Source organism: Streptococcus mitis (assembly GCF_946188615.1).
Lineage (GTDB): Bacteria > Bacillota > Bacilli > Lactobacillales > Streptococcaceae > Streptococcus > Streptococcus mitis_BZ.
In genome coordinates, this window is sequence record NZ_CAMHVK010000004.1 from 76,861 (window position 1) to 98,953 (window position 22,093).

Sequence of the window (22,093 nt, forward strand, 5' to 3'; positions counted from 1 at the left end):
TAATCATAAACATTACACAACAAAGGAGATTGTTATGAAAAAAATCATTCATGCTTGGAATAAGGCAAGCCTAATCAAACGGATTTTGATTGGTATGCTTATTGGAGGAACCCTAGGGCTGACACTTCCTAACATTTCAGGAATTGGTTTACTTGGAGATCTCTTTGTTGGTGGCCTCAAAGCCATCGCACCTATTCTAGTCTTTGCCCTCGTTGCCAATGCCCTTTCCCAACATCAAAAGGGTCAAGATAGCAACATGAAAACGGTTATCCTCCTTTACTTGGTGGGAACCTTTGCAGCGGCACTTGTTGCTGTCCTAGCAAGCTTCATCGTCCCTGTTGAGATTACCTTAAATAGTGCCAATACAGAAATCGCACCACCAGATGGAATTGGCCAGGTCCTCAGCAATCTCTTGCTCAAACTGGTTGACAATCCAGTCAATGCCCTCGTTACTGCTAACTACATCGGTATCTTATCTTGGGCAGTTGTTTTCGGGATTGCTATGAGAGAGGCCAGCAAAAATAGTAAAGAATTGCTGAAAACTATGGCTGATGTGACTTCTAAGATTGTCGAATGGATCATCAATCTAGCTCCATTTGGTATCCTTGGTCTTGTCTTCAAAACCATCTCTGATAAGGGAATCGGAAGCCTAGCTAACTACGGAATCTTGCTTGCCCTCTTGGTGACAACTATGTTCTTTGTCGCTCTGGTTGTCAATCCATTGATTGCCTTCCTCTTTATGAAGAGAAACCCTTATCCCCTCGTTTGGAAATGTTTGCGTGTCAGCGGTGTTACAGCCTTCTTCACTCGTAGTTCTGCGGCTAACATCCCTGTCAATATGAAACTTTGCCACGACCTCGGTCTGGATCCAGATACCTATTCTGTTTCTATCCCACTTGGTTCTACTATCAACATGGCAGGGGCAGCGATTACTATTAACGTTTTAACCCTTGCTGCAGTAAATACTCTTGGAATCCCTGTTGACTTTGCCACAGCCTTTGTCCTCAGTGTAGTAGCAGCAATCTCAGCCTGTGGTGCTTCTGGTATTGCCGGAGGATCCCTCCTTCTTATCCCAGTTGCTTGTAGCCTTTTTGGTATTTCTAACGATATTGCCATGCAAGTTGTTGGGGTTGGATTTGTGATTGGGGTCATCCAAGACTCATGTGAAACAGCCCTTAACTCTTCAACAGATGTCCTCTTTACTGCTGTTGCCGAATACGCAGCAGCCCGTAAAAAATAACTCATAAAGACAAGCCTGCTCAGGTCTTGTCTTTTCCGCTTTTATTATAACTTACTAGGAAATCCTTATGTCTATTAGCCAACGTACGACTAAGCTCATCTTAGCTACCTGTCTTGCCTGCCTTCTTGCTTACTTTCTCAATCTCTCCTCAGCTGTCTCGGCTGGAATAATCGCCCTCTTGAGCCTATCCGATACCCGTAGAAGCACCTTAAAACTGGCCCGAAATCGCCTCTTTTCCATGCTTCTAGCTTTGGTTATCGGAGTTCTGGCTTTTCACTTGAGCGGATTTCATATCTGGAGCCTCGGCCTCTATCTAGCCCTCTATGTGCCTCTAGCCTACAAGATGGGCTGGGAAATTGGCATCACACCAAGTAGCGTTTTGGTTAGCCATCTCTTGGTGCAAGAGTCAACCTCTCCAGACCTCCTAGTCAATGAATTCCTTCTCTTTGCTATCGGTACAGGATTTGCCTTACTGGTTAATCTCTACATGCCTTCACGAGAAGAGGAAATTCATCACTACCACACATTGGTAGAAGAAAAGTTAAAAGATATTCTCCAGCGCTTCAAATATTATTTATCCAGAGGGGATGGACGCAACCGAGCACAGTTAGTTGAAGAATTGGACACCCTTTTGGAAGAAGCCCTCAGACTGGTCTATTTGGATCACTCTGACCACCTCTTTCACCAGACTGATTACCATATCCACTACTTTGAGATGAGACAGCGACAAAGTCGTATCCTGCGAAACATGGCCCAGCACATCAACACCTGTCACCTAGCTGCCAGTGAGAGCCTGATTTTGGCCCAACTCTTTTCAAAAATTGCAGCTCAACTGAGCCAGACCAATCCTGCTTCTGATTTGCTAGATGAAATTGAACGCTATCTGGAAGTCTTCCGGAACCGTAGTCTACCCAAGACAAGAGAAGAATTTGAAACCCGCGCCACCCTTCTTCAACTCCTACGCGAGGCCAAAACCTTCATCCAAGTAAAAGTTGACTTTTACCAAAAATATGGACAGTAAAAAAGAAAACTTCAGACCAATCACAAAAGGTGAATATCTGAAGTTTTCTTTTATTTGTAAGTTATTACCATAAAGGTTAATAATAAAATAAATAAGGCTTAATATTCAACATCTGTTTATAGAATGCTGAGATAAAATACTGCAAACTTTGCAGTATTTTTATCCACTACACGAAGTTTTGCAAATCGAGTCTATTTGCAAACGGAGTTAGTAAGGCAGTTACCCTTTTCTATCTACGACGGAAAAGTCCACGAATCGATACCATTCGTGGATTTTTCCTAGTGAAGCGTTTAGGTAAGCCGCCATAGCGGTTACCTATTATTAGATTACGACACTGAGTTTTACAAATCGATTCCATTTGTAAAACTCAGTTAGTGAGGCAGTTAGCTAGTTCGCCAAATAGCGACTAGCGTCCAACAATTAGGAACTTTAGTTCCAATTGTTGGTACTGAGTCACATCTTCTCTTCCAACTCTACGTCTGGATACTTATCCGCAAACCAGCGGAGGGCAAAGTCATTTTCAAAGAGGAAGACTGGTTGGTCAAAACGGTCTTTAGCCAAGATATTTCGACTTGATGACATTCGTTCATCCAAGTCCTCAGGCTTGATCCAACGAACGGTCTTTTTACCCATTGGGCTCATGACTACTTCCGCATTGTACTCGCCTTCCATGCGGTGTTTAAAGACTTCAAACTGGAGTTGACCAACAGCTCCCAGCATGTACTCGCCTGTTTGGTAATTCTTATAAAGCTGAATAGCACCTTCTTGCACCAGTTGCTCAATCCCCTTGTGGAAGGATTTCTGCTTCATGACATTCTTAGCAGAAACTTTCATAAAAATTTCAGGAGTGAAGGTTGGCAGTGGTTCAAATTCAAATTTGTTTTTTCCAACTGTCAATGTATCCCCAACCTGATAAGTTCCTGTATCGTAAACCCCGATGATATCTCCTGCCACGGCATTGGTCACATTCTCACGACTTTCAGCCATAAACTGGGTAACATTAGACAGTTTAGCACCCTTACCAGTACGAGGCAAGTTGACACTCATGCCACGTTCAAATTCACCCGATACGATACGTACAAAGGCAATACGGTCACGGTGACGAGGGTCCATGTTGGCTTGGATTTTAAAGACAAATCCTGAGAAATCCTTGTCGTAAGGATCCACAATTTCTCCATCTGTTTTCTTGTGTCCATGTGGTTCTGGAGCAAACTTAAGGAAGGTTTCAAGGAAGGTCTGCACACCAAAGTTTGTGAGGGCCGAACCAAAGAAGACTGGTGTCAATTCTCCAGCCAGAATAGCTTCCTCTGAAAACTCATTCCCAGCTTCATTTAAAAGTTCAATGTCATCCTTGACTTGCTCGTAGAAAGGATTGCTACCGAAAAGCTTATCCCCATCTTCAAGACTGGCAAAACGCTCATCTCCTTTATAGAGTTCCAATCGTTGGTTATAAAGGTCATACAAGCCCTCAAAGGCTTTCCCCATCCCGATAGGCCAGTTCATCGGGTAGCTAGCAATACCCAAGACTTCTTCCAACTCTTGCAAGAGATCCAGTGGCTCACGACCGTCTCGGTCCAGCTTGTTCATAAAGGTAAAGACAGGAATGCCACGGTGTTTGACAACCTCAAACAATTTCTTGGTTTGAGCCTCGATACCCTTGGCAGAGTCCACGACCATGACCGCAGCATCCACCGCCATCAAAGTACGATAGGTATCTTCTGAAAAGTCCTCATGTCCTGGTGTGTCGAGGATATTCACGCGCTTACCATCGTAGTCAAACTGCATAACAGATGAAGTCACCGAAATCCCACGTTGCTTCTCGATATCCATCCAGTCAGACTTGGCAAAAGTCCCTGTTTTCTTTCCTTTTACGGTACCAGCCTCACGAATCTCGCCCCCAAAGTAGAGCAGTTGCTCAGTGATGGTTGTTTTCCCCGCGTCCGGGTGAGAGATGATAGCAAAGGTACGACGTTTCTTAATTTCTTCTTGAATATTCATAAGTTCTCTTTCTTTGATTCTCTATTTTTCTTGTTTCAATAGCTAAGAATGATTTCTACATTGGATTTTACCATTCCTTTCAACACTCCATTATATCGGATTTTAGCATTTTTTTCAATTTCTATTTCTTTTCACTTCCCCCTCCCTTATTTATAGGAAAATATGGTAAAATAGAACAGACTAAAAATCATCATTTCACGAAAGGATGCAAGATGAAAATTACGCAAGAAGAGGTAACACACGTTGCCAATCTTTCAAAATTAAGATTCTCTGAAGAAGAAACTGCTGCCTTTGCGACTACCTTGTCTAAGATTGTTGACATGGTTGAATTGCTGGGCGAAGTCGACACAACTGGTGTCGCACCTACTACTACCATGGCTGACCGCAAGACTGTGCTCCGCCCTGATGTGGCCGAAGAAGGAACAGACCGTGATCGCCTGTTTAAAAACGTACCTGAAAAAGACAACTACTATATCAAGGTACCAGCTATCCTAGACGATGGAGGAGATGCCTAATGACTTTTAATAACAAAACTATTGAAGACTTGCACAATCTCCTTGTTTCTAAGGAAATTTCTGCAACTGAATTGACCCAAGCAACGCTTGAAGATATCCAATCTCGCGAGACAGCTATCAACGCTTTTGTTACTATCGCTGAAGAGCAAGCCCTTGCGCAAGCCAAAGCCATTGATGAAGCTGGAATTGACGCTGATAATGTGCTCTCAGGAATTCCGCTTGCTGTTAAGGATAACATCTCTACAGACGGTATCCTCACAACCGCTGCCTCAAAAATGCTCTACAACTACGAGCCAATCTTTGATGCGACAGCCGTTTCCAATGCCAAAGCCAAAGGCATGATTGTCGTCGGAAAGACCAACATGGACGAATTTGCCATGGGTGGTTCAGGTGAGACTTCTTACTACGGTGCCACTAAAAATGCTTGGGACCAGACCAAGGTTCCTGGTGGCTCTTCTAGTGGTTCTGCCGCAGCTGTAGCTTCTGGGCAAGTCCGCTTGTCACTTGGTTCTGATACTGGTGGATCTATCCGCCAACCTGCTGCCTTCAATGGGATCGTCGGTCTCAAACCAACCTACGGAACGGTTTCTCGTTTCGGTCTCATTGCCTTTGGTAGCTCTCTAGACCAAATCGGACCTTTCGCGCCGACCGTTAAGGAAAATGCTCTCTTACTCAACGCTATTGCTAGCGAAGATGCCAAAGATTCTACTTCAGCTCCTGTCCGAATCGCTGACTTTACTTCAAAAATCGGTCAAGACATCAAGGGCATGAAAATCGCTTTGCCTAAGGAATACCTTGGCGAAGGAATTGACCCAGAAGTTAAGGAAACAATTCTTAACGCAGCCAAACACTTTGAAAAACTTGGGGCTATCGTCGAAGAAGTCAGCCTTCCTCACTCTAAATACGGTGTTGCCGTCTACTACATCATCGCTTCATCTGAAGCTTCATCAAACTTGCAACGCTTTGACGGTATCCGTTACGGCTATCGTGCAGAGGATGCGACAAACCTTGATGAAATCTATGTAAACAGCCGTAGCCAAGGTTTCGGTGAAGAGGTGAAACGTCGTATCATGCTGGGTACTTTCAGCCTTTCATCAGGTTACTACGATGCCTACTACAAGAAAGCTGGTCAGGTTCGTACCCTCATCATCCAAGATTTCGAAAAAGTCTTTGCGGATTACGACTTGATTTTGGGTCCAACTGCTCCAAGTGTTGCCTATGACTTAGATTCTCTCAACCATGATCCAGTTGCCATGTACTTGGCTGACCTTTTGACCATCCCAGTCAACTTGGCAGGTCTCCCAGGGATTTCGATTCCTGCTGGATTCTCTCAAGGACTACCTGTCGGTCTGCAATTGATTGGTCCTAAGTACTCAGAAGAAACCATTTACCAAGCTGCTGCTGCATTTGAAGCAACAACAGACTACCACAAACAACAACCCGTGATTTTTGGAGGTGACAACTAATGAACTTTGAAACAGTCATTGGACTTGAAGTCCACGTAGAGCTCAACACCAGTTCAAAAATATTCTCACCTACTTCTGCCCACTTTGGAAATGACCAAAATGCCAACACCAACGTGATTGACTGGTCCTTCCCAGGCGTACTACCCGTTCTCAATAAAGGTGTTGTTGATGCCGGTATCAAGGCGGCTCTTGCCCTCAACATGGACATCCACAAAAAGATGCACTTTGACCGCAAAAACTACTTCTATCCTGATAATCCGAAAGCCTACCAAATTTCTCAGTTTGATGAACCAATTGGTTACAATGGATGGATTGAAGTTGAACTAGAAGATGGTACGACTAAAAAAATCGGTATTGAACGTGCTCACTTGGAAGAAGACGCTGGTAAAAACACCCATGGTACAGATGGTTACTCTTATGTTGACCTCAACCGTCAAGGGGTGCCATTGATTGAGATTGTATCTGAAGCCGACATGCGTTCTCCAGAAGAAGCCTATGCTTATCTGACTGCCCTCAAGGAAGTCATCCAGTATGCTGGTATTTCTGACGTTAAAATGGAAGAAGGTTCGATGCGTGTGGATGCCAATATTTCGCTTCGCCCTTATGGTCAAGAAAAATTTGGTACCAAGACTGAGTTGAAGAACCTCAACTCCTTCTCTAACGTCCGTAAAGGTCTTGAATATGAAGTCCAACGCCAGGCTGAAATTCTTCGCTCAGGTGGTCAAATTCGCCAAGAAACACGCCGTTACGATGAAACGAACAAGGCAACCATCCTCATGCGTGTTAAGGAAGGCGCTGCTGACTACCGATACTTCCCAGAACCAGACCTACCACTCTTTGAAATCTCAGATGAGTGGATTGAGGAGATGCGCACTGAATTGCCAGAGTTTCCAAAGGAACGCCGTGCGCGCTACGTTGCTGACCTTGGCTTGTCAGACTACGATGCTAGCCAGTTGACTGCAAATAAGGTCACTTCTGACTTCTTTGAAAAAGCTGTTGCCCTCGGTGGCGATGCTAAACAAGTCTCTAACTGGCTCCAAGGCGAAGTCGCTCAGTTCTTGAATGCCGAAGGCAAGACACTTGAACAAATCGAATTGACACCAGAAAACTTGGTTGAAATGATTGCCATCATCGAAGACGGAACTATCTCTTCTAAGATTGCCAAGAAAGTCTTTGTCCACCTAGCTAAACATGGCGGCGGTGCGCGTGAATATGTGGAAAAAGCAGGTATGGTTCAAATCTCAGATCCAGCTGTCCTGATTCCAATCATCCACCAAGTCTTTGCGGATAACGAAGCCGCAGTTGCCGACTTCAAGTCAGGTAAACGCAACGCAGATAAGGCCTTCACAGGCTTCCTTATGAAAGCAACCAAAGGCCAAGCCAACCCACAAGTTGCCCTTAAACTACTTGCACAGGAATTGGCCAAGTTGAAAGAAGAGTAATATGTAAAAAAACCAGCCCTGAGGTTGGTTTTTTCTCCCCTACCATCTCCCAATAACTATTTTGGCTTTATTTTCAGAACGTTTTATGGTAAAATGAAGAGTAATAATATTTATTAAAGAGGTAAAAACATGATTGAAGCAAGCAAATTGAAAGCTGGTATGACATTTGAAACTGCAGACGGAAAATTGATCCGCGTTTTGGAGGCTAGCCACCACAAACCAGGTAAAGGGAACACGATCATGCGTATGAAATTGCGTGATGTCCGTACTGGTTCTACTTTTGACACAAGCTACCGTCCAGAAGAAAAATTCGAACAAGCTATTATCGAAACTGTTCCAGCTCAATACTTGTACAAAATGGATGAAACTGCCTACTTCATGAACACTGAAACTTACGACCAATATGAAATCCCAGTCGTAAACGTTGAAAATGAATTGCTTTACATCCTTGAAAACTCTGATGTGAAAATCCAATTCTACGGAACTGAAGTAATCGGTGTAACTGTACCAACTACTGTTGAATTGACAGTTGCTGAAACACAACCATCTATCAAAGGTGCTACTGTTACAGGTTCTGGTAAGCCAGCAACTATGGAAACTGGACTTGTTGTCAACGTTCCTGACTTCATCGAAGCTGGGCAAAAATTGATCATCAACACTGCAGAAGGAACTTACGTTTCTCGTGCCTAATCTCTAGAAAGAGGTCATTCTATGGGAACTGAAGAACAATTTGGCGAAATCGTTATCGCTCCACGTGTACTTGAAAAAATCATTGCCATCGCAACTGCTAAAGTTGATGGTGTCCATTCATTTTCAAATAAATCCGTATCTGATACCCTATCAAAACTCTCTCTTGGTCGTGGCGTCTACTTAAAAGAAAGCAACGAAGAACTAACTGCTGACATCTATCTCTACCTAGAGTACGGTGTAAAAGTACCAAAAGTGGCTCTTGCTATTCAAAAAGCGGTCAAAGATGCTGTCCGTGATATGGCTGATGTGGAACTTGCTGCTGTCAACATCCATGTTGCAGGAATCGTTCCAGACAAAACACCAAAACCTGAGTTGAAAGATCTATTTAACGAGGACTTCCTCAATGACTAGTCCATTATTAGAATCTAGACGCGAACTTCGTAAATGCGCTTTTCAAGCTCTCATGAGCCTTGAATTCGACACAGATATGGAAACAGCTTGTCGCTTTGCCTACACACATGACCGTGAAGATGAAGATGTGCAAATCCCTGCCTTTCTTCTGAACTTGGTTTCTGGTGTTCAAGCTCAAAAAGACGAGTTGGATAAACAAATCAACCAGCATCTCAAGTCAGGCTGGACAGTTGAACGCTTGACCTTGGTCGAAAAAAACTTACTACGCTTGGGTATCTTTGAAATCACTTCATTTGATACACCTCAGCTGGTAGCAGTCAATGAAGCCATTGAACTTGCCAAGAATTTTTCAGATCAAAAATCAGCCCGCTTTATCAACGGACTGCTTAGTCAATTTGTAACTGAAGAAAATGAATAATCGAAAAGGTGTTTGGTCTTCCAAGCACTTTTTGTTGTTCCCTCAATACAGAGAACCACATAAAAACTAGAACTGACTGCCAGTTCTAGTTTTTTGCATATTCTAAAGAATTATACTCAATGAAAATCAAAGAGCAAACTAGGAAGCTAGCCACAGGCTGCTCAAAACACGGTTTTGAGGTTGCGGATAGAACTGACGAAGTCAGTAACACATATACAGCAAGGTGAAGCTGACGTGGTTTGAAGAGATTTTCGAAGAGTATTAGTATTTTCTAAATCGTTGGTAACGTTCTTCCAACAACTCTTCTAACGATTTTTGTGAAAGTAGGGATAGCTCCGTTTGGAGTTCTTTTTTGACAGTCTTAATCAGTTCTTTGCTCGAAAGTCCTGCTTCAGAAATCACCTTATCCACCACGTCCATTTCTAACAGTTCATGCGAAGTGATTTTCATCAGTTCTGCCGCTTCCATGGCACGACTGCCGTCCTTCCATAGAATGGAAGCAAAGCCTTCTGGACTGAGAATGGCATAGATAGAATTTTCCAGCATCCAGACACGGTCAGCAACGGCTAAAGCTAGAGCTCCACCTGAACCACCTTCACCAATAATGATAGCAATAATCGGAACTTTCAGGTCACTCATTTCCATGAGATTCCGAGCAATAGCTTCCCCCTGTCCACGTTCTTCCGCTCCGACACCAGGATAGGCACCTGCTGTATTGATAAAGGTCACTACTGGACGGCCAAACTTTTCAGCCTGTTTCATCAAACGTAGTGCCTTGCGGTAGCCTTCTGGATGTGGTTGTCCAAAATTCCGTTTGAGATTATCTTGTAAACTCTTGCCTTTTTGGATACCAACTACTGTTACAGCTTGATCTCCAAGCCAGCCGATACCACCAACAACTGCACCATCATCGCGAAAAGAACGGTCACCATGTAACTGGATAAATTCATCAAAAATGCCTGTCGCAAAGTCCAAGGTTGTCAAACGACTCTGCTCACGCGCTTCTCTGACTATTTTTGCAATATTCATCTAGGACTCCCTCCATGCAATCTGACTAGGCTTGCAATGGTATCTGGCAAGTCTCTTCTTTTGACAATAGCATCCACAAAGCCATGCTCCAATAGAAATTCTGCCTTTTGGAAATCCTCAGGCAAACTTTCACGAACCGTATTTTCAATGACACGACGTCCAGCAAAACCAACCAAACTCTGTGGTTCAGCCAGAATGATATCGCCTTCCATAGCGAAAGAAGCTGTCACACCACCTGTCGTTGGATCTGTCAAAATGGTCAGATAAAAGAGACCTGCATTTGAATGGCGTTTAACCGCTGCAGAAATCTTGGCCATCTGCATGAGACTCATGATTCCTTCCTGCATACGGGCGCCACCAGAAGCTGTGAAGAGAACAACTGGCAATTGTTCGACAGTCGCATACTCAAACAGACGAGTAATTTTTTCACCTACAACCGTCCCCATAGAAGCCATGATAAAGTTGGAATCCATAATCCCAAGAGCCACAGTCTGACCTTTAATAAGAGCTGTTCCAGTCACAACGGCTTCATCTAGACCTGTTTTTTCACGCATGGTTGCTAGTTTCTTTTGGTAACCAGGGAAATGTAAGGGATCCTTGCTTTCAATCCCTGTAAACAATTCCTTGAAGGTTCCCATATCAATCGTCAAAGCCAAGCGTTCTTGGGCAGAAATACGAAATGTGTAACTACAGTGCGGACAGATACGCTCACTTCCCAGATCCTTCTGATAAATGGTATGCTTACAGCCTGGACACTGGGAGAATAATTCATCTGGAACCTCTGGCTTGGCTTGAGGTTTTTCCCTAACCGAACGATTGGGATTGATTCGAATATACTTATCTTTTTTACTAAATAGAGCCATTGATTCCCCTTTTCGGTTTAAACTCTTGAAATCATTTTATTCTTTTTCTTGATACTTGGGCAAGAAGGTTTCCATCAAGAAGGAAGTATCGTAATCTCCAGCAATGACATTGCGATCTGAAATGAGGTCAAGCTGGAAATCTGCATTGGTCTGCACCCCTTCAATCTCTAATTCATAGAGGGCACGTTGCATTTTCATCAAGGCATCAAAACGATTTTCACCGTGAACGATGATTTTAGCAATCATACTATCATAATAAGGTGGAATGGTATAGCCTGGATAAACTGCTGAATCCACGCGCAAGCCAACTCCACCACTTGGCAGATGGAGATTAGTAATCTTACCTGGACTTGGAGCAAAGTTAAAGGCTGGATTTTCTGCATTGATACGACACTCGATGGCATGACCGCGTAGGACAATATCTTCTTGCTTAACAGACAGAGGCTGACCTGCCGCAATGCGAATTTGTTCCTTAACGATATCCACACCTGAAACAAACTCTGTTACTGGATGCTCTACCTGAACACGTGTATTCATTTCCATGAAATAGAATTTGCCACTGGCTTCATCAAGAAGAAACTCAATAGTCCCTGCATTCTCATAGCCCACAGACTCAGCCGCTCGAACAGCAGCAGCACCAATTTCATTGCGCAGTGTTTTTCCGATTGCAATCGAAGGACTTTCTTCCAAAACCTTTTGGTTATTCCGTTGAAGAGAACAATCCCGTTCCCCCAAGTGAATCACATTTCCGTGTTCGTCTCCAAGAATTTGAACCTCGATGTGACGAGCTGGATAGATAACCCGTTCTATATACATGGCACCATTGCCATAATTGGCCTTGGCTTCACTAGAGGCCGTTTCAAAGGCTGAAACGAGGTCTTCTGGTTTTTCAACCTTACGAATCCCTTTACCACCTCCACCTGCTGAAGCCTTGAGCATAACAGGATAGCCAATTTTTTCAGCAACAATCAAAGCTTCCTCAGAGTTATGCACTTCTCCATCCGAACCTGGAATGACAGGCACACCAGCTTTGATCATCTGAGCACGTGCATTAATCTTGTCCCCCATCATATCCATAACATGACCAGATGGACCGATAAATTTGATGCCCACTTCTTCACACATGGTTGCAAATTTGGAATTTTCACTGAGAAATCCAAAACCAGGGTGAATAGCTTCAGCTTCAGTCAAGACTGCAGCTGATAGAACCGCATTAATGTTAAGATAAGACTCCGTTGCCTTACCGGGGCCGATACAAACTGCTTCATCTGCCAAAAGCGTATGAAGGGCTTCCTTATCAGCAGTTGAATAAACCGCTACCGTCGCAATCCCCAATTCACGCGCCGCACGGATAATACGAACCGCAATTTCACCACGATTGGCAATTAAAATTTTTCGAAACATGGAGAACCTCCTTAGTTCCCTATTGCAAAGGTAAGAGTTCCACTGGCCGCAAGCTTGCCATCCACTTCAGCCTTTGCTTCAACCACAGCTATGGTGCCACGACGTTTTACAAACGTTGCCGTCATAAGCAATTGGTCACCTGGTACAACTTGCTTCTTGAACTTAACCTTATCCATACCAGCGTAAAAAACCAGTTTACCTTTATTTTCAGGTTTTGATAACTCCAAGACACCAGCTGTTTGCGCCAAGGCTTCCATAATCAGAACACCTGGCATGACAGGGTATTGAGGAAAATGACCGTTGAAGAAGGGCTCATTAATGGTCACATTTTTGATGGCAACAATAGTATCCTCGCTCACTTCCAACACACGGTCCACTAGGAGCATAGGATAACGGTGGGGAAGGGCTTCTTTGATTCCTTGAATATCGATCATTTGATACGTACCAATCCTTTACCAAACTCAACCATTTCTTCATTAGAAACGAGAATTTCTGTTACCACACCATCCTTAGGAGCTGGGATTTCATTCATGACTTTCATGGCTTCGATAATTACCAATGTTTGGCCTTTTTTAACACTATCACCAACTGTTACAAAGGCAGGTTTATCTGGACCAGCAGCCAAGTAAGCCACCCCAACAAGTGGACTCTCTACAACATCTCCCTCAGCAGCTACACTTGTTTCAGCTGGAGCTTGAACTTCTTCTGCTACAGGCTCTGCTGGAGCAGATGTAGGAGCCGCTGGACTTGGTGTTGCTAGAACGGGCGCTGGAGCGACTTGAGCTGCAACTTCGGATACGAGTCTAGCTTCATTCTTGCTAAACTGTAACTCATCCGTCCCATTTTTATAAGAAAATTCTCTCAAACTTGATTGGTCAAATTGAGCCATCAAGTCTTTAATATCGTTTAAATTCATAGTTATTTATTCTCCCAACGTTTGAAAGCAAGAACTGCATTGTGGCCACCAAAACCAAAAGTATTTGAAATAGCGTATGGAATTTCTTGCTCCAAGCCTTGTCCATAAACGACATTGGCTTCGATATAATCTGATACTTCACTTGTTCCAGCTGTCATTGGTACAAAGTTATGACGCATAGCCTCGATTGTTACGATAGCTTCTACCGCACCTGCAGCCCCCAGCAAATGTCCTGTGAAAGACTTGGTTGATGATACAGGTACTTCCTTACCAAGAACAGCCACGATCGCACCACTTTCTCCTTTTTCATTAGCAGGAGTTGACGTTCCGTGAGCATTGACATAGGCTACTTGCTCTGGAGAAATCTCAGCTTCCTCCAAGGCTAGTTTGATGGCCTTGATAGCTCCCTGACCTTCTGGATGTGGTGAAGTCATGTGGTATGCATCACAAGTATTTCCGTAACCAACCACCTCAGCAAGGATAGTAGCCCCACGTTTTTCAGCGTGTTCAAGGCTTTCAAGAACCAACATCCCAGAACCTTCACCCATGACAAAACCATTACGGTCCTTATCAAATGGAATGGAAGCACGAGTTGGGTCCTCTGTAGTTGAGAGAGCAGTTAGGGCTTGGAAACCAGCAATAGCAAAAGGTGTGATAGAGGCTTCTGAACCACCTACCAACATAACGTCTTGGAAACCAAATTTAATTGAGCGGAAGGCATCCCCAATCGCATCATTTGATGAAGCGCAGGCAGTATTGATAGATTTGCAAACACCGTTTGCTCCAAAACGCATAGCAACATTTCCTGAAGCCATATTTGGTAAGGCTTTTGGAAGAGTCAATGGTTTCACACGTTTTGGACCTTTTTCGTTGAGACGAAGCACTTGATCCTCAATTTCCTTGATTCCACCAATACCAGAGGCAACGATAACACCAAAACGATCCCTGTCAAGAGCCTCTACATCCAGATTAGCGTGATTGACAGCCTCTTGGGCTGCATATAAAGCATACAAAGAATAGTTGTCAAAACGGTTGGTATCTTTCTTTACAAAGTATTTATCAAAAGGAAAATCTTGAATTTCTGCTGCATTATGGACATCAAAGTCACTATGATCAAATTTTGTAATTGGACCAATTCCGATTTTTCCAGTTGTCAAACTATTCCAAAATTCTTCTGGTGTATTTCCAATTGGAGATGTTACTCCATAACCTGTTACTACTACACGATTTAGTTTCATCTTTTTTACCTCTAGCTTCTGCTACATACTTAGGCCACCATCAATGGCAACCACTTGACCAGTTAGATAATCTTGGCCTGCTAAAAATACTGTTAAATCTGCAACCTGCTCTGCCTGCCCAAATTCTTTCATAGGAATTTGCGCCAGCATGGCATCTTTTACCTTGTCTGATAGAACAGCTGTCATATCGGACTCAATCATTCCAGGTGCAATAGCATTAACCCTGATATTGCGATTGGCCACTTCACGCGCCACAGACTTGGTAAAACCAATCAAACCAGCCTTAGAAGCTGCATAGTTAGCTTGACCGATATTTCCCATCAAACCAACAACACTAGACATATTAATGATAGCACCTTCTCTGGCTTTCATCATCGGTTTCAAGACTGATTGTGTCATGTTAAAGGCACCAGTCAGGTTAACCTTGAGAACTTTTTCAAAATCCGCCTCTGTCATCTTGAGCATAAGGGTATCTTGGGTAATCCCTGCATTGTTGACCAAAACATCTACTGAACCCAGCTCTGCAATAGCTTGATCAACCATACGCTTAGCGTCTGCAAAATCTGATACATCTCCTGAAATGGGAACCACCTTGACACCATAGTTTGAAAACTCAGCGAGCAATTCTTCTGAGATTGCCCCACGACTGTTTAAAACAATATTGGCTCCTGCTTGAGCAAACTTGTGGGCTATGGCAAGACCAATCCCACGACTCGAACCTGTAATAAAGATATTTTTATTTTTTAGTTGCATTCTTTTCTCCTGTTTCCTCTTGTATTTATGGGAGAAGGGATTACTTGTTTTCTAGCAAGGCTTCCAAGCTCGCCTGATCTTCAACAGTGGCTAGTTTAGCCGTCTTATCAATTTTTTTAACAAATCCTGACAAGACTTTCCCCGGTCCAATCTCTATAAAGTTGGTTACGCCTGCTTCTTGCATAACTGCAATACTTTCATAGAAACGAACTGGTTCCTTGACCTGACGCGTCAAGAGTTGAGCAATGTCTTCTTTTTGCATCACAGTAGCTTCTGTATTGCCGACTAGGGGATAAGTAAAATCTGAAAAACTTACCTGAGCTAGAGTTTCAGCTAGTTTCTGGCTAGCAGGCTCAAGGAGAGCAGTATGAAAGGGACCTGATACCTTGAGAGGGATCAAGCGTTTGGCACCAACTTCCTGCAAGAGTTCTACAGCTCGATCAACTGCAACCACTTCTCCACCAATCACGATTTGTGCAGGTGTATTATAGTTGGCTGGGGTAACCACTCCAAGTTCAGAAGCTTTTTGACAGGCTTCCTCAATGTCCTCTACTGGCGTATTGAGAACTGCTACCATCTTACCAGAGCCAGCAGGAGCCGCTTCTTCCATATAGGCTCCACGCTTAGCAACCAAGGCAACAGCTTCTTCAAAATCCAAGGCACCGCTAGCCACCAAGGCAGAGTATTCTCCAAGAGACAAACCAGCAAGCATATCAGGCTGATAGCCCATTTCTTGTAATAAACGGTAAATAGCAACTGAAGTTGCTAAAATAGCTGGTTGCGTATAGCGGGTCTGATTGAGTTTTTCTTCTTCCCTATCAATAAGATGACGCAAATCATAACCGAGTACCTGACTTGCTTGATCAATCGTTTCTTTGACAATAGGGTAGTGATCATAGAGATCCCGTCCCATACCTAGATACTGGGCACCTTGACCAGCAAATAAAAAGGCTGTTTTAGTCATTTCTTACAACTCCTGCCCAACGAGAGGCTTCTTCTTGAATTTTCTTAGCTGCTCCGTAATACAAATCTTTTAGGATTTCTTCAACGGTTTCTTCTTTGGAAACAAGCCCTGCAATTTGACCTGCCATGACAGAGCCTCCATCCACATCTCCGTGAACAACCGCTTTGGCTAGTGCACCTGCTCCCATTTGTTCAAAAATTTCCAAATCTGGATTTTCTTGTTTAAAAGCATCTTTTTCAGCTTGTTCAAAATCACGAGTCAACTGATTTTTAATCGCACGAACAGCATGTCCAAAGTGTTGAGCTGAAATCGTAGTATCAATATCTCTAGCTTTTAAAATTTTCGCCTTATAATTTGGATGGGCATTAGACTCTTTTGCAACGACAAAGCGAGTTCCAACCTGAACAGCTTCTGCACCTAGCATAAAGCCAGCCGCAGCACCTTCACCATCCGCAATCCCTCCTGCAGCAATAACAGGAATAGATACAGCAGCAGCAACCTGGCGCACCAAGGTCATGGTTGTTAATTTACCGATATGCCCCCCAGCTTCCATTCCTTCTGCAATAACAGCGTCCGCACCGATTTTTTCCATGCGTTTAGCTAGGGCAACACTCGGTACAACAGGAATAACCGTAATACCAGCTTCATGGAAGCGTTCCATGTATTTGCTTGGATTTCCTGCGCCTGTTGTCACTACCTTAACCTCTTCCTCGATAACGAGGTCTACAATATCTTCCACAAAGGGAGACAAGAGCATGATGTTGACACCAAAGGGTTTATCAGTCAATGATTTGATTTTATCAATATTTGCCTTGACAACTTCTTTAGGAGCATTCCCCCCACCGATAATCCCTAGTCCTCCAGCCTTGGAAACAGCTCCTGCCAAATCACCATCAGCAACCCAGGCCATTCCTCCTTGGAAAATAGGATAATCAATGTTCAATAATTCTGTAATACGTGTTTTCATAGTGCCTCCATCGTTTCTTGCTTACGTAATAGTTCGATACCGTCATAATTTGACAATCAAACTATTGCCTAAACAAGAGGGAGCGGGTTTCCCTACTCCTTCTATTTGTATTCTGCTTATTTTGTTTGCTCTTCAACGTAGGCAACCAAGTCACCAACTGTTTTCAAGTCATCTTCTGCTTCGATTTGGATATCAAAAGCATCTTCGATTTCTGAGATTACTTGGAACAAGTCCAATGAATCTGCGTCTAAATCATCAAAAGTTGATTCAAGTGTTACTTCTGATGCGTCTTTTCCAAGTTCTTCAACGATAATTTCTTGTACTTTTTCAAATACTGCCATGATAGGACTCCTTTAAAATAAATAGTTTTTTTATAACAATGTGTTCACCACATGATTACCTAAATTGTAAGAATGAGCGTGCCCCAGGTCAAGCCTCCACCGAAGCCTGATAGAAGAACAGTCTGGCTACCGTCTAAACGGATGAGGCCTTGTTCTACACACTCTGAAAGTAAAATCGGGATACTGGCTGCACTGGTATTTCCATACTCCATCATATTTGCTGGAAGTTTAGCTCGGTCGACACCGATTTTTCTAGCCATCTTATCCAAGATACGGTCATTAGCCTGATGAAGTAGTAAATAATCCAAGTCTGTCGCCTCTATAGGAGACTCATCAATAGTCTGTTTGATAGACTTGGCTACATCTCTAATGGCAAAATCAAAGACTGCGCGTCCATCCATCTTCAAAAATGAATCTGCATTTTCTTGATCTGAAAATGGAGAATGCAAGCCTGAATGTCCATAAGTTAGACACTCGCTACGACTCCCATCACTATTGAGACTCTCAGCTAAGAAATGCTCTTGCTCGCTAGTTTCTAGCAAGACTCCACCAGCACCATCTCCAAACAACACAGCTGTTGATCGATCTGACCAATCAACTGCCTTAGAGAGGGTTTCACTACCAATCACTAAGCCTTTTTGAAAGCGACCAGAAGCGATAAACTTTTCAGCAGTTGAAAGAGCAAATACAAATCCACTGCAAGCCGCTGTTAGGTCAAAAGCAAAGGCCTTATTAGCACCAATATTAGCTTGAACGCGAGCAGCTGTAGAGGGCATCATCGAATCTGGAGTAATAGTAGCTAGAATGATAAAATCCAGCTCTTCTCCTGTGATTCCAGCTTTTGCCATCAGTTTCTTAGCAACCTCTGTAGCCAAATCACTAGTAGATTCTGTTCTTGAAATATGCCTTTGACGTATTCCCGTCCGACTTGAAATCCACTCATCATTGGTATCCATAATCTGGGCCAAATCATGATTTGTAACCACTTGCTCTGGCACATAATGAGCAACCTGGCTTATTTTTGCAAAAGCCATTATCTCAAATCCTCCAAAAATTGATAAAGATTAGTCAAACCTTTGCTCATAATCTCAATTTCTTGCTTACTCATACCATCGATGATTTTTTCAACCATGGTCTTATGGAAGCGTTTATGTAGCCTATGAACCAAGCGACCTTTCTTTGTCAAATGCAGATGCACCACACGTCTATCATGTTCTGAACGAACGCGTTCAATGTAACCCTTGCGTTCGAGATTATTCAAACTAGTCGTAACTGTCCCAAGAGTCACCATCAACTCTTTTGACACTTGACTTGGTGTCACATCTGGGAATTTCCCAATCACATCAATCGTATGCATTTCTTTGATGGAGATATCTTTGAAACGACTACCCCTCAAGCTAACTTCCTCGATAACGAGGACATTATTAAATATAGATGTTAAATATTCATTAATTCGTTGGTAGTCCAATCTTTCCTTCCCTCCTTTTCAAAAAAACTTTTAGAATCAAAACATTTGACAAAAGAATTATATCAAAGTTCAAAGAATGGTGCAAGTATTTTTTTATTTTCCTGTAAATTTAGGTCTTCTTCTTTCCGAATGAGCCCGAACTCCTTCTTTGAAATCCTCTGTTTTGGCTAGAGATTCTTGAAGATTCAGTTCTAAAGTAGCATAATCTTGCCAATCTTTAAATTGGCTCTCCCACACCAACTTCTTGATGGCAGCATAAGAATTGTTTGAGCCACGTCTTAATTTTTTAAGAATCTGTTCTCTCGTCTTTTCAAGTTTATCAGCTTCACAGACGCGGTAAACTAGTCCCCATTCTAGAGCTTTTTCTGCGTTCAAAGCCTCACCTGTCATAGCCAATTGAGCAGCACGCGTCACACCAATACTTCGACTCAAGAGATGAATTCCTCCTGCATCCGGAGCCAAGCCAACTCCAACAAAAGCTTGGATAAATTTAGCCTTATCCGTTGCCAGACAGAAATCTGCAGCAACAGCCATATTCGCTGCGGCACCTGCAACAGCCCCATCAACCTCCATCAAGACAGGTTTAGCAATTTGCTTGATTTTATAAGAAATAGTATTGACCAATTCTGCGATTTTCGTCAATGATGGAATATCATCCTCATCGACTGCTCGCTTCATCTCAACCAAATCTCCCCCAACAGAGAAGACTTTGCCATTCGCGTTGATTAAGACAAAATGCACAGCCGGATCCTCTTCTGCCAAAATCAGAGCTTCTAAAATCTCCTCACACATAGGGATATGAAAACCATTCGCTACCTCAGGACGATTCAAGGTAAGGATTGCCAAATCCTCTTCAAGCTGATAAATAATGTGTTCCATCTGGACTCCTTTTTATTTTATAAGCAGTTTAAATTATTTTATTTCAAAAGTATATCTTTTTTAAAATCAGAAAGCAAGAAAAAATCAACTGAAAGTGTCTCAGCCGATTAGAAAGGCTCGCTTTGTCCTAGAAAGCATCTTATTTTCTTCATTGAAAAAAGGCTTTCTTTCTGCTATAATCGTATAAAATACTTACTTTAGGAGTTCTTATGAAAGTTGTTAAATTTGGAGGTAGCTCTCTTGCCTCTGCTAGTCAATTAGAAAAAGTTTTAAACATCGTCAAAAGCGATTCAGAGCGTCGTTTTGTAGTCGTTTCTGCGCCTGGTAAACGCAATGCTGAAGATACTAAGGTTACGGATGCCTTGATTAAATACTACCGCGACTATGTTGCTGGTAACGATATTAGCAAGAGCCAAAACTGGATTATCGACCGCTATGCTGCTATGGTTAGTGAACTAGGGCTAAAACCAGCTGTTTTAGAAAAAATTTCTAAAAGCATTCGTGCCTTAGCCACTCTTCCTATTGATGAAAATGAATTTCTCTACGATACTTTCCTAGCAGCCGGTGAAAATAACAATGCTAAATTGATTGCTGCCTACTTTAATCAAAATGGGATTGATGCACGCTATGTGCACCCTAGAGAAGCTGGTATTGTGGTCACAAGTGAGCCTGGTCACGCTCGCATCATTCCATCAAGTTATGACAAGATTGAAGAATTGACAAATGCAAATGAAGTCCTTGTCATTCCTGGTTTCTTTGGAGTTACTAAGGAAAATCAAATCTGTACCTTCTCACGTGGAGGATCAGACATTACAGGTTCTATCATTGCTGCAGGTGTTAAGGCAGACCTCTATGAAAACTTTACAGACGTTGATGGTATCTTTGCAGCCCACCCAGGCATTATTCACCAACCACACTCAATCCCTGAGTTGACCTACCGTGAAATGCGTGAGTTGGCTTATGCAGGATTCTCAGTCCTTCATGACGAAGCCCTTCTACCTGCCTACCGTGGAAAAATTCCTCTAGTTATCAAGAATACCAACAATCCTGACCATCCAGGTACTCGTATCGTTCTAAAACACAGTAGTGATGAATTTCCAGTTGTGGGAATTGCCGGTGATTCAGGCTTTGTCAGCATTAACATGTCGAAATACCTCATGAACCGTGAGGTTGGATTTGGTCGCAAGGTTCTGCAAATCCTTGAAGACCTCAACATCGGTTGGGAACATATGCCAACAGGTATCGACGATCTTTCAATCATCCTCCGTTCTCGCGAACTAACTCCTATCAAGGAAGAAGAAATCCTTCGTCAGTTGGTTCAAAAGGCTGAAGTAGACCATGCAGAAATCGAGCACGACCTTTCAATCATTATGATTGTTGGAGAAAAGATGAAGAGCCATATCGGAGTAACTGCTACTGCGACACGTGCTCTATCTGAAAATAAGATCAACATCCAGATGATGTCTCAAGGTTCTAGTGAAGTGTCTATTATGTTTGTTGTCCATAAGGACCAAGAGAAAGCAGCTATTAAAGCCCTATACAATGCCTTTTTCGGTGAAAGCAAGGAAGACTAAGCATGGCTCAATCACTTAACAAAACAGTGCTCCTCAATACGACAGGCACCTCCTACCTCTCTATAGCTGGGAAAGTTGGAAAATTCCTTGTCGGAGATCAGGCTTTGGAATTTTACCCCGATGTCAATGTTGAACAATTTATCCAGATTCCTTGGAGCCATATTAACCAGATTGGAGCCAATGTTACTGGTCGCAAAATCAGTCGTCACTTCGAAGTCTTTACAGACAGAGGAAAATTCCTCTTTGCCTCAAAAGACTCGGGTACCATTCTTAAAATTGCACGCGAAAAACTGGGCAATGACAAGGTCGTCAAACTTCCGACCCTGATTCAAACCATTAGTCAAAAATTTAAAAATCTATTTGCAAAAAAGTAGAAACTTTAGTATAATCATAGCAACGGATAAGTAGGTTATCTTCTTCTTTCAGAAAGTCTGCGGATGCTGCGAGCAGATAGGAGGGATAGGTGAAATTCTACCGTTAGTAACAATTGCATACA

24 protein-coding genes are annotated in these 22,093 nt (G+C 42.9%); 10 read left to right on the plus strand and 14 right to left on the minus strand.

Annotated elements, in window-relative coordinates:
• Positions 1–34: 34 nt before the first annotated feature.
• Together sstT and OCF95_RS05195 are read left to right on the plus strand one after the other, a co-directional pair.
• Positions 35–1,240 (plus strand): serine/threonine transporter SstT, encoded by a 1,206-nt coding sequence (gene sstT / locus OCF95_RS05190; protein WP_020902997.1) that lies wholly within the window; start codon positions 35–37, stop codon positions 1,238–1,240.
• Between the two features lie 67 nt (positions 1,241–1,307).
• A complete protein-coding gene (locus OCF95_RS05195; protein WP_023946543.1) occupies positions 1,308–2,261 on the plus strand; it encodes an aromatic acid exporter family protein in 954 nt (317 codons plus the stop codon).
• A gap of 453 nt (positions 2,262–2,714) precedes the next feature.
• On the opposite strand, the gene OCF95_RS05200 is transcribed toward OCF95_RS05195, so the two are convergent.
• Positions 2,715–4,259 (minus strand): peptide chain release factor 3, encoded by a 1,545-nt coding sequence (locus OCF95_RS05200; RefSeq protein WP_001025437.1) that lies wholly within the window; start codon positions 4,257–4,259, stop codon positions 2,715–2,717.
• Between the two features lie 212 nt (positions 4,260–4,471).
• On the opposite strand from OCF95_RS05200, the gene gatC reads away from it, so the two are divergent.
• From gatC to nusB, 6 genes are all read left to right on the plus strand, one after another.
• Complete coding sequence (gene gatC, locus OCF95_RS05205) at positions 4,472–4,774, plus strand: Asp-tRNA(Asn)/Glu-tRNA(Gln) amidotransferase subunit GatC (protein WP_000705419.1); 303 nt, start codon at positions 4,472–4,474, stop codon at positions 4,772–4,774.
• Positions 4,774–6,240: an Asp-tRNA(Asn)/Glu-tRNA(Gln) amidotransferase subunit GatA gene (gatA, locus tag OCF95_RS05210; RefSeq protein ID WP_261105023.1), complete on the plus strand. Its 1,467-nt coding sequence runs from the start codon at positions 4,774–4,776 to the stop codon at positions 6,238–6,240. Before gatC ends, gatA begins: the two co-directional genes overlap by 1 nt.
• Positions 6,240–7,682 (plus strand): Asp-tRNA(Asn)/Glu-tRNA(Gln) amidotransferase subunit GatB, encoded by a 1,443-nt coding sequence (gatB, locus tag OCF95_RS05215; RefSeq protein ID WP_261105024.1) that lies wholly within the window; start codon positions 6,240–6,242, stop codon positions 7,680–7,682. Before gatA ends, gatB begins: the two co-directional genes overlap by 1 nt.
• Positions 7,683–7,811: 129 nt before the next feature.
• On the plus strand, positions 7,812–8,372 hold the full coding sequence (gene efp, locus OCF95_RS05220; protein WP_000568643.1) for an elongation factor P: 561 nt from the start codon (positions 7,812–7,814) through the stop codon (positions 8,370–8,372).
• Between the two features lie 21 nt (positions 8,373–8,393).
• Positions 8,394–8,783, plus strand: a complete 390-nt coding sequence (locus OCF95_RS05225) for an Asp23/Gls24 family envelope stress response protein (RefSeq protein ID WP_070528853.1) — start codon at positions 8,394–8,396, stop codon at positions 8,781–8,783.
• Positions 8,776–9,201 carry a transcription antitermination factor NusB gene (nusB, locus tag OCF95_RS05230; RefSeq protein WP_084889753.1) on the plus strand — a complete coding sequence of 142 codons (426 nt, stop codon included), beginning with the start codon at positions 8,776–8,778 and terminating at the stop codon, positions 9,199–9,201. The genes OCF95_RS05225 and nusB overlap by 8 nt, the downstream gene beginning before the upstream one ends.
• Positions 9,202–9,462: 261 nt before the next feature.
• On the opposite strand, the gene OCF95_RS05235 is transcribed toward nusB, so the two are convergent.
• The 13 genes from OCF95_RS05235 to OCF95_RS05295 form a co-directional block, all read right to left on the minus strand.
• Complete coding sequence (locus OCF95_RS05235) at positions 9,463–10,230, minus strand: acetyl-CoA carboxylase carboxyl transferase subunit alpha (protein ID WP_261105025.1); 768 nt, start codon at positions 10,228–10,230, stop codon at positions 9,463–9,465.
• Entirely contained in the window at positions 10,227–11,093 is an 867-nt protein-coding gene (accD, locus tag OCF95_RS05240; protein ID WP_049522033.1) for an acetyl-CoA carboxylase, carboxyltransferase subunit beta, read from the minus strand. Before accD ends, OCF95_RS05235 begins: the two co-directional genes overlap by 4 nt.
• A 36-nt stretch (positions 11,094–11,129) precedes the next feature.
• Positions 11,130–12,497 carry an acetyl-CoA carboxylase biotin carboxylase subunit gene (accC, locus tag OCF95_RS05245; RefSeq protein ID WP_261105026.1) on the minus strand — a complete coding sequence of 456 codons (1,368 nt, stop codon included), beginning with the start codon at positions 12,495–12,497 and terminating at the stop codon, positions 11,130–11,132.
• An 11-nt stretch (positions 12,498–12,508) separates the two neighbouring features.
• Positions 12,509–12,931, minus strand: a complete 423-nt coding sequence (gene fabZ, locus OCF95_RS05250; RefSeq protein WP_000565509.1) for a 3-hydroxyacyl-ACP dehydratase FabZ — start codon at positions 12,929–12,931, stop codon at positions 12,509–12,511.
• Positions 12,928–13,413: an acetyl-CoA carboxylase biotin carboxyl carrier protein gene (accB, locus tag OCF95_RS05255; protein WP_001052228.1), complete on the minus strand. Its 486-nt coding sequence runs from the start codon at positions 13,411–13,413 to the stop codon at positions 12,928–12,930. Before accB ends, fabZ begins: the two co-directional genes overlap by 4 nt.
• A 2-nt stretch (positions 13,414–13,415) precedes the next feature.
• On the minus strand, positions 13,416–14,651 hold the full coding sequence (fabF, locus tag OCF95_RS05260; RefSeq protein WP_261105027.1) for a beta-ketoacyl-ACP synthase II: 1,236 nt from the start codon (positions 14,649–14,651) through the stop codon (positions 13,416–13,418).
• A gap of 21 nt (positions 14,652–14,672) precedes the next feature.
• A complete protein-coding gene (gene fabG / locus OCF95_RS05265; protein WP_001176197.1) occupies positions 14,673–15,404 on the minus strand; it encodes a 3-oxoacyl-[acyl-carrier-protein] reductase in 732 nt (243 codons plus the stop codon).
• Positions 15,405–15,444: 40 nt separating this feature from the next.
• On the minus strand, positions 15,445–16,368 hold the full coding sequence (fabD, locus tag OCF95_RS05270) for an ACP S-malonyltransferase (RefSeq protein WP_261069882.1): 924 nt from the start codon (positions 16,366–16,368) through the stop codon (positions 15,445–15,447).
• Positions 16,361–17,335: an enoyl-[acyl-carrier-protein] reductase FabK gene (gene fabK, locus OCF95_RS05275; RefSeq protein WP_020901586.1), complete on the minus strand. Its 975-nt coding sequence runs from the start codon at positions 17,333–17,335 to the stop codon at positions 16,361–16,363. Before fabK ends, fabD begins: the two co-directional genes overlap by 8 nt.
• 116 nt (positions 17,336–17,451) lie before the next feature.
• Positions 17,452–17,676, minus strand: a complete 225-nt coding sequence (locus OCF95_RS05280) for an acyl carrier protein (protein ID WP_000257838.1) — start codon at positions 17,674–17,676, stop codon at positions 17,452–17,454.
• Positions 17,677–17,735: 59 nt separating this feature from the next.
• Positions 17,736–18,710, minus strand: coding sequence for a beta-ketoacyl-ACP synthase III (locus OCF95_RS05285; RefSeq protein ID WP_049516237.1), 975 nt, complete (start codon positions 18,708–18,710; stop codon positions 17,736–17,738).
• Positions 18,710–19,144 carry a fatty acid biosynthesis transcriptional regulator FabT gene (fabT, locus tag OCF95_RS05290; protein ID WP_049516235.1) on the minus strand — a complete coding sequence of 145 codons (435 nt, stop codon included), beginning with the start codon at positions 19,142–19,144 and terminating at the stop codon, positions 18,710–18,712. The genes OCF95_RS05285 and fabT overlap by 1 nt, the downstream gene beginning before the upstream one ends.
• Before the next feature lie 93 nt (positions 19,145–19,237).
• Positions 19,238–20,023: an enoyl-CoA hydratase gene (locus OCF95_RS05295; RefSeq protein ID WP_153199182.1), complete on the minus strand. Its 786-nt coding sequence runs from the start codon at positions 20,021–20,023 to the stop codon at positions 19,238–19,240.
• A gap of 209 nt (positions 20,024–20,232) precedes the next feature.
• Here OCF95_RS05295 and OCF95_RS05300 point away from each other — a divergent pair, with 209 nt between their 5' ends.
• Both OCF95_RS05300 and OCF95_RS05305 read left to right on the plus strand, forming a co-directional pair.
• Complete coding sequence (locus tag OCF95_RS05300; RefSeq protein ID WP_000869661.1) at positions 20,233–21,597, plus strand: aspartate kinase; 1,365 nt, start codon at positions 20,233–20,235, stop codon at positions 21,595–21,597.
• A gap of 2 nt (positions 21,598–21,599) precedes the next feature.
• On the plus strand, positions 21,600–21,971 hold the full coding sequence (locus OCF95_RS05305; protein WP_023946563.1) for a DUF956 family protein: 372 nt from the start codon (positions 21,600–21,602) through the stop codon (positions 21,969–21,971).
• Positions 21,972–22,093: the final 122 nt, after the last annotated feature.